The organism is Streptomyces sp. NPDC104202, assembly GCF_055584185.1.
This window is the reverse complement of sequence record NZ_JBVJMN010000028.1, coordinates 56,935-69,908: the sequence shown is the minus strand read 5'-3', so window position 1 is coordinate 69,908 and position 12,974 is coordinate 56,935. Positions and strand designations below refer to the sequence as shown.

Annotated in this window: 9 protein-coding genes and 1 pseudogene; 3 read left to right on the top strand and 7 right to left on the bottom strand. The window is 74.7% G+C overall.

Features of this window, described 5'->3' with window-relative positions; translation table 11 throughout:
- From ACZ60W_RS19585 to ACZ60W_RS19570, 4 genes are all read right to left on the bottom strand, one after another.
- Positions 1-1,836 (bottom strand): GMC family oxidoreductase, encoded by a 1,836-nt coding sequence (locus tag ACZ60W_RS19585; RefSeq protein WP_469756574.1) that lies wholly within the window; start codon positions 1,834-1,836, stop codon positions 1-3.
- Positions 1,833-2,195 carry a hypothetical protein gene (locus ACZ60W_RS19580; RefSeq protein ID WP_469756573.1) on the bottom strand — a complete coding sequence of 121 codons (363 nt, stop codon included), beginning with the start codon at positions 2,193-2,195 and terminating at the stop codon, positions 1,833-1,835. Before ACZ60W_RS19580 ends, ACZ60W_RS19585 begins: the two co-directional genes overlap by 4 nt.
- A gap of 212 nt (positions 2,196-2,407) precedes the next feature.
- Entirely contained in the window at positions 2,408-2,791 is a 384-nt protein-coding gene (locus ACZ60W_RS19575) for a VOC family protein (protein ID WP_469756572.1), read from the bottom strand.
- Positions 2,792-2,880: 89 nt separating this feature from the next.
- Positions 2,881-3,498 carry a hypothetical protein gene (locus tag ACZ60W_RS19570; RefSeq protein WP_469756571.1) on the bottom strand — a complete coding sequence of 206 codons (618 nt, stop codon included), beginning with the start codon at positions 3,496-3,498 and terminating at the stop codon, positions 2,881-2,883.
- A gap of 429 nt (positions 3,499-3,927) precedes the next feature.
- Between ACZ60W_RS19570 and ACZ60W_RS19565 the strand changes: the two genes are divergently transcribed.
- Positions 3,928-5,331, top strand: coding sequence for a sulfatase family protein (locus tag ACZ60W_RS19565; RefSeq protein WP_469756570.1), 1,404 nt, complete (start codon positions 3,928-3,930; stop codon positions 5,329-5,331).
- A gap of 79 nt (positions 5,332-5,410) precedes the next feature.
- On the opposite strand, the pseudogene ACZ60W_RS19560 reads toward ACZ60W_RS19565, so the two are convergent.
- From ACZ60W_RS19560 to ACZ60W_RS19550, 3 genes and pseudogenes are all read right to left on the bottom strand, one after another.
- Positions 5,411-5,776, bottom strand: a pseudogene (locus ACZ60W_RS19560) (rhodanese-like domain-containing protein); the annotation flags it as partial.
- 7 nt (positions 5,777-5,783) lie between these two features.
- Complete coding sequence (locus ACZ60W_RS19555) at positions 5,784-9,158, bottom strand: pyruvate carboxylase (RefSeq protein ID WP_469756569.1); 3,375 nt, start codon at positions 9,156-9,158, stop codon at positions 5,784-5,786.
- 328 nt (positions 9,159-9,486) lie between these two features.
- Positions 9,487-10,278, bottom strand: coding sequence for a class E sortase (locus tag ACZ60W_RS19550; RefSeq protein ID WP_469756568.1), 792 nt, complete (start codon positions 10,276-10,278; stop codon positions 9,487-9,489).
- A 229-nt stretch (positions 10,279-10,507) separates the two neighbouring features.
- Between ACZ60W_RS19550 and ACZ60W_RS19545 the strand changes: the two genes are divergently transcribed.
- Together ACZ60W_RS19545 and ACZ60W_RS19540 are read left to right on the top strand one after the other, a co-directional pair.
- Positions 10,508-11,698 carry a serine hydrolase domain-containing protein gene (locus ACZ60W_RS19545; RefSeq protein ID WP_469756567.1) on the top strand — a complete coding sequence of 397 codons (1,191 nt, stop codon included), beginning with the start codon at positions 10,508-10,510 and terminating at the stop codon, positions 11,696-11,698.
- A 221-nt stretch (positions 11,699-11,919) separates the two neighbouring features.
- Entirely contained in the window at positions 11,920-12,900 is a 981-nt protein-coding gene (locus tag ACZ60W_RS19540) for a LysR family transcriptional regulator (protein ID WP_469756566.1), read from the top strand.
- The last annotated feature ends 74 nt before the right edge of the window (positions 12,901-12,974 follow it).

Here is a 12,974-nt window from a genome sequence, read left to right as displayed (position 1 = left end):
TCACGCGGGGACTCCCGGGGTGGTCGGGCCGGTGGTGAGGGGACGGTCGCGGGCCGTCAGGTCCGCTTCGACGCGCTCGGCGCTGCGCAGGGCCAGCGCGGCCATCGTCAGCGTCGGGTTGGAGGTGGCCACCGAGGGCATGCTGCCGCAGCCCACCGCGTAGAGACCGGGGTGGTCCCAGCAGCGCTGCCAGGCGTCCACCACCGACGTGGCCGGCGAGTCGCCCATGACATGGGTCCCGGCCGCGTGGCCGGCGCCGCGGTAGCCGTAGGCGCGGCCGCGGTGCTCGAAGCGCCCCGGCCACGCGGCCGCGGGCGTGTAGTCCGTGTGGTCCTCGGCGCCGAGCAGCCCGAAGAGCCGGTCGGAGACGGCCCGTGCCGCCGCCATTCCCTCCCTGACGTGGTCGTCGAGGTCGTAGGTGACCAGCGGGAGCGGGAGGCCCAGGGCGTCCCGCGCGGACGGGTGCAGGGTGACCCGGTTCGCGGGGTCCGCGCCCTGCTCCATCTCGAACTGGAGGGCGAACTGGCGGCGCAGCCTGCTCCCGACCGCCTCCCTCAGCTCCTTGCCGAACAGCCCGCGTCCGGTGAGGAAGTGGTCCACGTCGGTCTCCACCGGGCCCTTCGCCCAGATCCACCCCCACGTCCCGAACTCGACGCGGAACGGCGCCCGCAGCCGCCGCGCCGGGCCCGCGCGGAAGCCTTCGAGACCGGAGACGGAACCGGGCCCCCGGTACGACCCGGCGTGCTCGCCCTCCGGCAGCAGCCCCCAGGTCAGCAGCACCGGATGGTCCATCAGGTTGCGGCCCACCTGGCCGCTGCGGCCGGCGAGACCGGACAGGAGCAGCAGCCGGGCGTTCTCCACCGCGTGCGCGGCGAGCACCACGACGTCGGCGTGCGCGACGGACGCCTCCCCGTCGTACGAGCGGTACTCCACGCCCGTGGCGCGGCCGGTCCCGTCCACCAGGACGCGGCTCACCACGGACCGGTCCCGGAGTGTGACGGACGCGCTCCACCGCCCCTGGGTCTTGAGCGGGGTGTACTTCGCGTACGAGGGGCAGTGCGGGATGCAGCCCGCGCTCCCCACGCACCGGCTGTCCGGCTCCGGCCTGCCGTCCCGCCCCCGGGGCACGTAGCCGCGGCCGCCGTCGAAGCGGGGGTCGGGGACGCCGTTGCGCGCGTGCGGGGTGCCGACCACCCTCAGCTCGACCTCGCGCCGGCCGACGGGGTCCTCGACGCGGCGCCCGTCGAGCCGCGCCGCGACGAGGCGGTCCAGGTGCGCGGCGGGCAGCGGCCGCATGGGGAACACGTACCCCGCGGGGAAGCGCAGGCCCAGCCGCTCGCGCTGCTCCTCCGCGTCGGCCGCCACCCCCAGATGCTCCTCTGCGGCCCGGTAGTGCGGTTCGAGGTCGTCGTAGGCCAGCGGCCAGCTCCGCCCGTAGCCGAAGGACTCGGTGTCGAAGTCCTCCGGCAGCATGCGGGGCGCGAGGCCGGTCCAGACGGTGCCGGTGCCGCCGTTGGCCCGCACGTACCCGCTGGCGTACGGGAGCGGGCCGTCCTGCCGCAGATGGCCCGTCGCGCGGAACCCCGGGACGCCCTCCGCGCCGACGAGGTCCGTCGTCTCCGGCGCGGACGCGGCCGGATGGGCACCGCGGGCGGCGTCCGGCAGGCGTCCGGCGGCCGACAGGTACGCGGTCAGCGGGTCGGCGTCGCCCCGGTCGCCGGCGGTCTGCGCGCCCGCCTCCAGGACGAGGACCCGCCGCCCGCCCCGGCCCAGCCGGTGCGCGACGAGCGAGCCCGCCACCCCCGCGCCGACCACGATCACGTCGTACCGCGTCACCGGACGCCCTCCCCGGCCCAGCTCCCGTACCCACCGGGGTCCGCGGCGGGGGCCGTCAGACCGGCCGCCCTCCACACCAGCGCCTCGGCGTACGCGCGCGGGGACACGAGTCTCGGCGGCGGGCCGGGCCAACTGCCCGTGTACCAGAGGTACGTCACCGCCCGCGCCGCCGCCCGCTCGCCGTCCGCCTCGTCGTCGGCGCGCCGCAGCAGCCGCTCGTACCGCCGGGCTCCGAGCTCCTCCACGGCCACCGTCCGGTACACCTCGACGAGCCCGGTGGCCGTCAGGTCCTCCACGCCGAAGCCGGTCAACCGCGCGGACAGGGTGATGAACTGCTCGGTCTCGTCTGTGTGGGACACGCCGAGTTCGCTGCCCCGCCGCCCCGCCGCGCATGCCGCGCGCCCCCGGATCGGCCTGATCACGACCGGAGGCGCTCCCCCTCACGGCCGACTCCGTTCGATCCCGCTTCCGGAGGGCGCACGCGTGACGGAAAGGCCGCGGCCCTCGCCGACGGCGAGGCGGACGGGCCCGCACCGGGGAGCCGGACGGGCCCGCACCGGGTCCCGCGCCGTCAGTCCGTCGTGGCCGCGCGGTCCGTGGCGCCGCGCAGGACGCAGAACTCGTTGCCCTCGGGGTCGGCGAGGACGGCCCAGCCCGTGCCGTCGGGGGCGCGGTGGTCGGAGACCAGGGAGGCGCCGAGGCCGAGGAGACGCGTGACCTCGTGGTCGCGGGAGGTCTCCGGGCGCAGGCACAGGTGGAGGCGGTTCTTCACGGTCCTGGGCTCCGGGACCTGCTGGAAGTACAGCACCGGCCCCTCCGTGAGGAGCACCCGCACCTCGTGGTCGCCGGGGCGGTCGTCCGGGTGGAGCGGACGTCCTGTCACCTCGCTCCAGAACCGGGCCAGCCCGAAGGCGTCCGCACAGTCGATCGCGACGTTCTGCAGTACCGAGACCATGCGGCCGAGCTTGCCCGATCACAGGTCCCGAGGGCCAGCGCGGCCCCGGATGGTGTCGGGCGCCGACAGGGATGCTTGCGCTCCACGGCTCACTGCCCGCCCGTCGGCGAGTGCGCAAGGAGGTACTCGGTCGCTGCGGCGATCGCCTCGGCGTACGTGCGGTGGGCAGGCTCGGACTCCGTGTCCTGGTGGTCCGCCCCGGTCGCGGTGTACCACCAGGCGTCGGCATCGGCATCGTGGTGCGCCACGGCGGTGCCACCCGCGTAACGGAACGGGATGGACTCGCTGGCGGATCTCCTGACGACGGCGTGGGGCCACTTGAGACGAGCGGACTGGCGCTTGATGCCGCCCCAGGCGGCTCCGAGCTGGGCGTAGCTGGCTCCACTGCGACCGGCGACGGTGGCAGCGCTCTCCGCCAGCCGTTCGACGGACTGCCTGGTCTCGTACAGTGCGCGCAGCAGTGCCAGCTGCACGTCGGGGGACGCCATGAGCACGGGGTCGAGAGGCTTGTCGGCGGCGCGATAGGCCGAGGCGCGGGTCGAGATCCGCTCGGCCAGGGAGCGGGCGGCGTCATGGACGCGATCGTCCATCGCGAACGTCTCCTCCTGGGTGGGTTCGCTCCAAGGAGGCTCCACCAGGACCGAGGCGGCGGTCCAGAAGTTCTCGTCGTTCCTGTCGGGAGTCGGAAGCGCACTCACATCACTCATGCGACAAGCATAACTGTCGAGAGAAGGTTTCGACAGTTTAATCTGTCAGTGCACCCGTGCTCACATCCTGGGGTGCCCTTCCGGTCGTCGGTCCGGTCGCGAAGGGCCGGCGAGACGCCTCCGGGGCGCCCGGGCGGGCGCAGGCTTCATGCGCCGTACATGGAACCGGGGCTCGCGGCGTCATATTGTCGTGGTCATGGCAGCAGACATCCTCACGGTGCGCCGTCACCTCGATCACGGGCGCACGGCGAGCGCCCTCTGTACGGCCGCCCGGCCGCGCTGAACGCGTCGCCCTCCCCGCGGGACCCCCACCCGGCGCCCTCCGCCCGGCTCCCGCCCCCACCCCCTCTCGTCCCCGGCGAGGTCCGGCGGATCGGATCCGCCGGACCGGCATGCCCCCGTCCCACGACGCCCCAGGAGAACGGACCCATGCGAGAGAACCGCCGCCCCGCCGTGAGCCGCCGTGGATTCCTCGGCGGAGCCGCCGCCGCGGCCGCCGCCACCGCCGTACCCGGCCTCGCCCAGCTCGCCGGCGCCGGACCCGCCGCGGCCGCCACCCGGCCGAACATCCTGCTGATCGTCACCGACGACCAGCCCAAGCACACCGAATGGGCCCTGCCCAAGACCGTCGCCTGGCTCGCCGGCCAAGGCGTGCGGTTCACCGACGGCCACGTCACCACCCCGCTGTGCGCGCCCTCCCGCTCCAGCGTGTTCTCCGGCCGCCACGCCCACCACCACGGCGTCCGCAACAACAAGGCCTCGCACGCCCTCGACCAGGGCACCACCGTGCAGAAGTACCTCCGGCAGGCCGGCTACCGCACCGGACTGTTCGGCAAGTACCTCAACGCCTGGGACGTGGCCGACAACCCGCCGCACTTCGAGGAGTTCGCGCTCCTCCAGCCCGGCTACGTCGACGCCCGGTGGAACGTCGACGGCACCGTCGCCACCCTCCCCGGATACACCACCACCATCGTCAGGAACCGCACGCTGGCCTTCCTCGACAAGGCCGCCGACGACCCCCGTCCATGGTTCGCGTACGTCACCCCGTACGCCTCGCACGGCCCCCGAACCCCCGAGCCGAAGTACGCCGGGACGCCCGTCCCCGAGTGGAACGGCCGACCCTCCGTCCCCGAGGGCGACCGCAGCGACAAGCCGGCCTACATCAGGAACGCCACCGGCACCCTCGCCGACGGCCGGCGGATCCGCGCCGAACAGCTGCGGACGCTGCTCTCCGTCGACGACGCCGTCCAGGCGTTCAGGGACCGGCTCCAGGACCTCGGCCAGCTGGAGAACACCCTCGTCGTCTACATCGGCGACAACGGCTTCAGCTGGGGCGACCACGGCTGGACCGCCAAGTCCGTGCCGTACCGCCAGGCCCACGAGGTGCCCTTCTACCTCTCCTGGCCGGCCGGCGGACTCGGCGCCGGCACCGTCGACGACCGCATCGTCGCCAACATCGACATCGCGCCGACCCTCCTCGACGCCGCGGGCATCACCCCGACCGCCCCGCTCGACGGCACGTCGCTGCTCTCCTCCCGGAGCCGCGACCACCTGCTCGTGGAGTGGTGGAAGCAGGGCACCGGCGCCGGCGGGGCGCCGACCTGGTCGTCGTACGTGGCCAAGGACGAGCAATATACGGAGTACTACGACCTGACCACCGACGCGAACGGCACGGTGTCCGGCACCGGACAGGTGAAGTTCCGCGAGTACTACGACCTCACGAACGACCCGCACCAGCTGGTGAACAAGCTGCACGGGGCCACGCCCGCCCAGGAACAGCAGCTCGGCATCCCCGCCCTGGCGGCCCGGCTCGCCGCCGACCGCACCGCCTGACGGCCTCCGGCGACCGCGGTCCCGGCCCCGCCTCCGCGCGGGGCCGGACCGCGCTCGCGCGGGAAAGGCCGCTTCCGTGTCAGGCCCGGGACGCGGCGCCCCGCCGGTTGAAGGGCGGCCGGCCGAGGACCGCGGCCATCCCGCAGGTGTCGGTGACCGCCGAGAACACCAGCCCTCCGACGATCCCCGCCGACAGCGGCGGGAACGCCGGGTGGACCAGCGCTCCGAGCACGAGGCCGAGCAGGACGAGGGAGCCCGCGGTGAACCGCACCTGACGCTCCATCCCCCACACCGCCCGCACCGGCCCGGCCGGGTACTCGAGATCATGGCCGGCCCCCGCCCAGCCGCGGGTGCCGCCGGTCAGACTCGCGGCCGCGATCCCGTGGCCGGCGAGCGCGGCCGCGGCCCTCTCCGAGCGCGGACCCGAGGCGCAGACCAGCAGCAGCGGCCGGTCAGCGGATCTCGACGAGCAGGTCGCCGCCCTCCACCTGCTGGATGCGGGTGATGGCGAGACGGGACACCCGCCCGCTCCGCGTGGCCGTGATCGACGCCTCCATCTTCATCGCCTCGATCGTGGCGACCGTGGCACCGGCCTCGACCTCGTCGCCCTCGGCGACGGCGAGCGTGACCACGCCGGCGAACGGTGCCGCGACGTGACCCTGGTCGGACCGGTCGGCCTTCTCCGTCGCCGGCAGGTCGGCCGCGACCGCGTCGTCCCGGACCTGGATCGGCCGCAGCTGGCCGTTCAGGGTGGACAGGACGGTCCGCATGCCGCGCTCGTCGGCCTCGCCGACGGCCTCCAGTTCGATGAGCAGCCGCACGCCGGGGCCGAGGTCGACGGCGTACTCCTTGCCCGGGCGCAGCCCGTAGAAGAAGTCCTTGCTGTCGAGCACGCTGGTGTCGCCGTAGGCCTGACGGTGCGTCTCGAACGCCTTGGTCGGGCCGGGGAAGAGCAGGCGGTTCAGCGTCGCCCGGCGGTCCTTGGCCAGGCCGGCGCGGTCGTCCGCCGTGAGGTCCTGCGGGGGCTTGGGGCCCGGGCGGCCCTCCAGGGCCTTGGTGCGGAAGGGCTCCGGCCAGCCGCCGGGGGGCGTGCCGAGCTCGCCGTGGAGGAAGCCGACGACCGAGTCGGGGATGTCGAACCGGTTCGGCGTCGCCTCGAAGTCCGCGGGGTCGACCCCGGCGCCCACGAGATGCAGCGCGAGGTCGCCCACGACCTTCGACGACGGCGTGACCTTCACCAGCCGGCCCAGCATGCGGTCGGCCGCCGCGTACGTCGACTCGACGTCCTCGAACCGGTCGCCGAGCCCGAGCGCCACCGCCTGCGTGCGGAGGTTGGAGAGCTGGCCGCCGGGGATCTCGTGGTGGTAGACGCGGCCCGTCGGAGAGTCGAGCCCCGCCTCGAAGGGGGCGTAGATCCTGCGGACGCCCTCCCAGTACGGTTCCAGGTCGCCGACCGCCTGGAGGTCCAGGCCGGTGGGCCGCTCGGAGTGGTCGGTCGCGGCGACGATGGCCGACAGCGACGGCTGCGAGGTGGTGCCCGCCATGGAGGCCACGGCGCCGTCCACCGCGTCCGCCCCGGCCTGGATCGCCGCGAGGTACGTGGCGAGCTGGCCGCCCGGCGTGTCGTGGGTGTGCAGGTGCACCGGCAGGTCGAACTCCCGGCGCAGCGCCGAGACCAGGGTGGCCGCGGCGGGCGCGCGCAGCAGCCCGGCCATGTCCTTGACGGCCAGCACGTGGGCCCCGGCGGCCACGATCTTCTCGGCCAGCCGCAGGTAGTAGTCCAGCGTGTACAGCCGCTCCGCCGGGTCGGACAGGTCGGAGGTGTAGCAGAGCGCCACCTCCGCCACCGCCGTGCCCGTCTCCCGTACGGCCTCGATGGCGGGCCGCATCTGGTCGACGTCGTTGAGCGCGTCGAAGATCCGGAAGATGTCGATGCCGGTGGCGGCGGCCTCCTGCACGAAGGCGTCGGTCACCTCCGTCGGGTACGGGGTGTAGCCCACGGTGTTGCGGCCCCGCAGCAGCATCTGCAGGCAGATGTTCGGCACGGCCTCGCGCAGCGCGGCGAGACGCTCCCACGGGTCCTCGGCCAGGAAGCGCAGCGCGACGTCGTAGGTGGCGCCGCCCCAGCACTCCAGGGACAGCAGCTGGGGCATCGTGTGCGCCACCGCCGGGGCGACGGTCAGCAGGTCCTTCGTCCGCACCCGGGTCGCGAGGAGCGACTGGTGGGCGTCGCGGAAGGTGGTGTCGGTGACCCCCAGGGTCGGCGACGCGCGCAGGGCGCGCGCGAAGCCCTCCGGGCCCAGCTCCGCGAGCCGCTGCCTCGAACCGGCCGGCGGTTCGCCGCCGGGGAGCCGGGGGAGCTTGGTGGCCGGTGCGATCAGGTCGGGGCGGGGCCCGTGCGGCTTGTTCACCGTCACGCCGGCGAGGTAGGTGAGCAGCTTCGTGCCGCGGTCGGCCGAGTGGCGCGCCGTGAGCAGGTGCGGACGCTGCTCGATGAAGGCGGTCGTGACGCGGCCCGCCTGGAAGTCGGGGTCGTCGAGGACCGCCTGGAGGAACGGGATGTTCGTGGACACGCCCCGGATGCGGAACTCCGCCACCGCGCGCCGGGCGCGGTCGACGGCTGTCGCGAAGTCCCGGCCCCGGCAGGTCAGCTTGACCAGCATCGAGTCGAAGTGGGCGCTGACCTCCGTACCGGCGTGGGTGGTGCCACCGTCGAGGCGGATGCCCGAGCCGCCGGGGGAGCGGTAGGCGCTGATCATGCCGGTGTCCGGGCGGAAGCCGTTGGCCGGGTCCTCGGTGGTGATGCGGCACTGCAGGGCGGCGCCGTGCAGGACGACGGACTCCTGCGTCAGACCGAGGTCGGCGAGCGTCGCCCCGGCGGCGATGCGCAGCTGCGACTGCACCAGGTCGATGTCGGTGACCTCCTCGGTCACCGTGTGCTCGACCTGGATGCGCGGGTTCATCTCGATGAAGACGTGGTTGCCGTCGGGGTCGAGCAGGAACTCCACGGTGCCCGCGTTGCGGTAGCCGATCCGGCGGGCGAAGCGCACGGCGTCGTCGCAGATGCGGCGGCGCAGCTCCGGGTCGAGGTTCGGGGCGGGCGCGAGCTCGATCACCTTCTGGTGGCGGCGCTGGAGCGAGCAGTCCCGCTCGTACAGGTGGATGACGTCGCCCTCGCCGTCGGCGAGGATCTGCACCTCGATGTGGCGTGGGTCGACGACGGCCTTCTCCAGGAAGACGGTCGCGTCGCCGAAGGCCGACTCCGCCTCGCGCGCCGCGGCCTCGATGGACTCCCGCAGCGACGCCCGGTCCTCGACCCGCCGCATGCCCCGCCCGCCGCCGCCCGCGACGGCCTTCACGAACACCGGGAAGCCGATGTCCTCGGCGGCCGCGACCAGTTCGTCCACGTCCGTGGAGGGCGCCGAGGAGCCGAGCACGGGCACGCCGGCCTCGCGAGCGGCGGCCACCGCCCGCGCCTTGTTCCCGGTCAGCTCCAGGGTCTGCGCGGACGGGCCGACGAACGTGATGCCCGCCTCCTCGCACGCGCGCGCCAGCTCCGGGTTCTCGGAGAGGAACCCGTACCCCGGGTAGACGGCGTCGGCGCCCGCCAGGCGCGCCGCCCGGATGATCTCCTCCACCGAGAGGTAGGCCCGCACGGGATGCCCGGCCTCACCGATCTCGTACGCCTCGTCGGCCTTCATCCGGTGCAGAGAGTTGCGGTCCTCGTGGGGGAAGACGGCGACCGTGCGCGCACCCAGTTCGTAGCCAGCGCGGAACGCGCGAATCGCGATCTCCCCGCGGTTCGCTACCAGCACCTTGCGGAACATCCTGATCCCTTCACCCTGCCGGTGATGAGCACTACGGGTCGACGACGCCTCTCACGCGGCCGCGCCGCCCCGTGAGGCGGCACTCGCCCGCGTCGCGCCCGGCTCGTTTCGGCAACGCTAAGGGCTGCGTCGTGGCCTTCTGAAGGTCCCACGACAGTGACATGGATCATCGCCGCCACACGGTGTACGACGGCCCGCGGCAGGAAGGAGGACGAGGCGCGGAACGGCCCCGGTCCGCCGCGGTCGCGGACCGGCGGGCGGACGCGCGGAGCGGTCGTGCGGAGCGGTCGTGCGGGCGGTCGCCGCCGCCCGGCCCGACGGGCACCCCCTACGCGGGCCGCGTCGAGGTCAGCACGCCTATCTTGTCGATCCGGTGCTCGGGGTTGTGCAGGGCGTCGCGCCAGCGGTTGCCCGCCGCGTCGTCCTCGGGCGTCGCACAGGTGGAGAGCGTGATCATCGCGCGGGTGGGGTGCTCGCCCGGTTCGCCGGGCACCGGGGCGCGCTGCTCGGCGAGCGAACGGGCCGAGCGGAAGGAGGTGCTGCGCGTCCCGGTGATCTCGTAGGTGTAGACGACGCCACCGGCGGTGACGTGCACCAGGTCGCCGACCTCCACCGCGGGCAGGTCGCGCAACGGCCCGCCGGCCGACAGCCGGTGGGCCGTCACCAGGTAGTTGCCGACCTCGCCCGGTCCCACGCCGCCCCGCTCGCCGTACGGGCTCGCCGCCACCCCCCGGTCCTGTATCCGGGTCCCCGCGCGGTCGTCGGTCGTGCCCTCGTACGGCACGACCTTCAGGTCCTCGACGCCTATCGACGGCAGCGAGAGCTCGGCGGGCTCGTGGGCGCGGGGCGCGGGCGCGGTGGCCGCGGGAGACGGGGGCGGCGCGGCGACGGCGGCGCCCGAGGGGGCCGCCGGGACCGGGGACGACGGCCGCGCGGCCGAGGGGGACGCGGCCTCCGGCGCCGGCCCGTGCGCCCCGGGGGCCGTACCGGCGGCGCCCGCACAGCCCGCGGACGCGCCGACGCCCAGCACGAGGGCGGCGACGACCGCGGCCGGCGTCCGCCGGGGACTCCGGCGCCCGGACGTCCCCGGAGGGAAGGACCTGTCCCGCGTGTCACCCATACCCCCAGGATGACCCACTCCCCGCGCCCCGGCACCCACGCCCCCGCACCCCACGGCGGGCACCCGGACGCCCGGTCCGGCCCCGGGCCGGGCCCGGGCCGGGCCGCGCGCGGCGTCTGGGCCGGATGGAGCACCGGAGGGGCAGGCCACGACGGGGCGTCCGATGCTGAGGCGGACCGTCCGAACCGGGTGACCGTCCAGCGCCCGGCAGCACCCTGAAGGAGTCCCCGTGTCGGCACGCTCTCATGTCCGGTCCCGCCCGCGCGCCCGTCTGCGGCTGACCGTCGCCGGCCTGGCCGCGTCGGCGGCCCTCGCCGGTCTCGTCCAGCCCGCGCAGGCGACGGCCACGCCGACTCCGCACGACGCGTCCCTGCGCAAGCAGCTGGACGACCTCGTCCGCACGGCGGGAGGGCCGCCCGGCGTGATCTCGGTGATGCAGCGCGACGGCCGGACGACCGTCCTGCGGGCCGGCGTCGCCGACACGGAGACCGGCCGCCCCCCGCGCGCGGCCGACCACATGCGGATCGCGAGCGTCGCCAAGGCGTTCAGCGGGGCGGTGGCGCTGCGCCTGGTGGACCGGCACCAGCTGGACCTCGACGACACGATCGGCGAGATCCTCCCGTCGCAGCCCGTCGCCTGGCACCGGGTGACCCTCCGCCAGCTGCTCAACCACACCAGCGGGCTGCCCGACTTCTCGCAGGCCCCCTCGTTCCTGGAGATCCTGCAGGCGGACCCCCGCCACCACTTCGACTCGCGCCGGCTGCTCGACTTCGTCGCCGACAGGCCGCTGCTGTTCCCGCCGGGATCGACGTACGCCTACTCGAACTCCGACAACATCGCCGTGGCCCTGATGGCCGAGGCCGTCACGGGACGCCCGTACGAGCGGCTCCTCGACCGGCTCGTGTACCGGCCGCTCGACCTCCGCCGGACCAGCCTTCCGCAGGGGTACCGTCTTCCGGAGCCGTACCTGCACGGCTACGACGTGACGCCGCCCGCCCCGCCGGAGGACATCAGCGAGGCCATCGGCGCGTCGGGGGTCTGGGCCTCCGGCGGCATCGTCTCCACCCCCGAGGACCTGAACGCCTTCATCCGCGCCTGGGGCGGCGGCCCGCACTTCCTGTCGGAGCGGACCCGCCGCCAGCAGCGGACCTTCATCCCGGGGGCCGCCTCGGAGCCCGCCGGCCCGGGCGTCAACTCCGGCGGACTCGCGGTCTTCCGCTACCGGACCCGCTGCGGCACGGTCTACGGCCACACGGGCAACTTCCCCGGCTACACGCAGTTCGCCGCCGCGACCGCCGACGGCAGGCGCTCGCTCACCTTCTCGATCACCACGCAGACCAGCAAGACCGTCAAGCCCGAACTCCTGGCGAAGGTCCGCGCCGTCCAGGAGAACTTCGTCTGCGCCCTCCTGAAGAACTGACCGCGCGGGCCCGTGCCCGCCGCCCCCCGCCGCCCCGCCGCCCCGTCCGGGCGGCGGGGCGGTGCCCGTGCAAAGGGGGCGGCGCGGGCGCGGAGATTTTGCCCTCCCGTGGTTGCTGGGCGGGCGGGGGCGCCGGAGTGTGGGTGACCATGCCCTCGGGCAGGGGTGTTGCTGGTCACGGGGGGTGCCGAGGGCCCCTTCGCCCTGAGCGGGGAAGGTTCATGCAGCTCGAGTTCCGGCACCTCCGGGTGCTGCTCACCGTCGCGGAGGCCGGGAGCATCCGCAAAGCGGCTGCGCGCCTGCAGCTGTCGCAGCCGGCGACGAGCGCCCAGCTGAAGCGGATCGAGGGCGAGCTGGGCGGCCCGCTGTTCGTGCGGAGCGCCGAGGGGGTCGAACCGAACGAGAACGGGCAGTACGTGCTGCGCTGCGCGCGTGATCTCGTGGTCGGCTTCGACCGTCTGAGGGAGTACGCGCGCGGGGCGGGGGAGACGGACGGCGGGGCGGCCGCCCCGCTGCGGGCCGGCGGCACGGCGGGCCCGCTCGTGTCGCTGCTGATGTCGGCGCTGTTCGACCTCGTTCCGGAGCACCGGGTGACCGTCGACGCCCGGCGGTCCGTGCACGCGCTGGTGAAGGCGCTGGGCCTGTCCAGGTGCGACATCGCGGTGTACGGCGAGTTCCCCGGGTTCCCCCTGCCGGTCGGCGAGGCGGTGGCGGCGCGCACGCTGCTGCGCGAGCCGGTCTTCGTCCTGCTCGCCGAGGACCATCCCCTCGCGCGCGCGGAGCGGGTCGCGCTGCACGAGCTGGGGGACGAGGAGTGGGTGATGCCGGAGGCCGACGAGAGCGGGGTCCACGCCTACCTGCATCTCACCTGCCGGGCGGCGGGGTTCACGCCGAAGGTGGCCCACGTGACGCCGGACCTGTCGGTGGCGCAGCTCCTGGTCGCGGGCCGGCGGGCCGTCTGCGGGGTGTGGCCGAGTGCCGACGTCCCGGCGCGGGGGACCGTACTGCGCCCGCTGGCCGAGGTCCCGTTCCACCGGCGGCTGCAGCTGGGCTGGAACACGGCCTCGGTGCCGGCGGAGCTGGCGGGAGCGGTGGGGGACCGGCTGCTGGCGGAGTACCTGGCGCTGGTGCGGCGGCGGCCGGAGTACCTGGCGTGGTGGGAGGACGGCGGCAAGGAGTTCGCGCTCGGCGCGGACGGCTGACCGCGCGGTCCGGGGAGCGTGCCCCGCGCGCCGTATAACCCCGGGGTTGTATCCCACCTGGGATCACGTCAGGA

What these genes read in the sequence shown, in the direction of transcription:
- ACZ60W_RS19575 (WP_469756572.1), bottom strand. Translation starts at nt 2,791, where the DNA reads ATGGTCTCGGTACTGCAGAACGTCGCGATCGACTGTGCGGACGCCTTC.
- ACZ60W_RS19570 (WP_469756571.1), bottom strand. Translation starts at nt 3,498, where the DNA reads ATGAGTGATGTGAGTGCGCTTCCGACTCCCGACAGGAACGACGAGAAC.
- ACZ60W_RS19565 (WP_469756570.1), top strand. Translation starts at nt 3,928, where the DNA reads ATGCGAGAGAACCGCCGCCCCGCCGTGAGCCGCCGTGGATTCCTCGGC.
- ACZ60W_RS19555 (WP_469756569.1), bottom strand. Translation starts at nt 9,158, where the DNA reads ATGTTCCGCAAGGTGCTGGTAGCGAACCGCGGGGAGATCGCGATTCGC.
- ACZ60W_RS19550 (WP_469756568.1), bottom strand. Translation starts at nt 10,278, where the DNA reads ATGGGTGACACGCGGGACAGGTCCTTCCCTCCGGGGACGTCCGGGCGC.
- ACZ60W_RS19540 (WP_469756566.1), top strand. Translation starts at nt 11,920, where the DNA reads ATGCAGCTCGAGTTCCGGCACCTCCGGGTGCTGCTCACCGTCGCGGAG.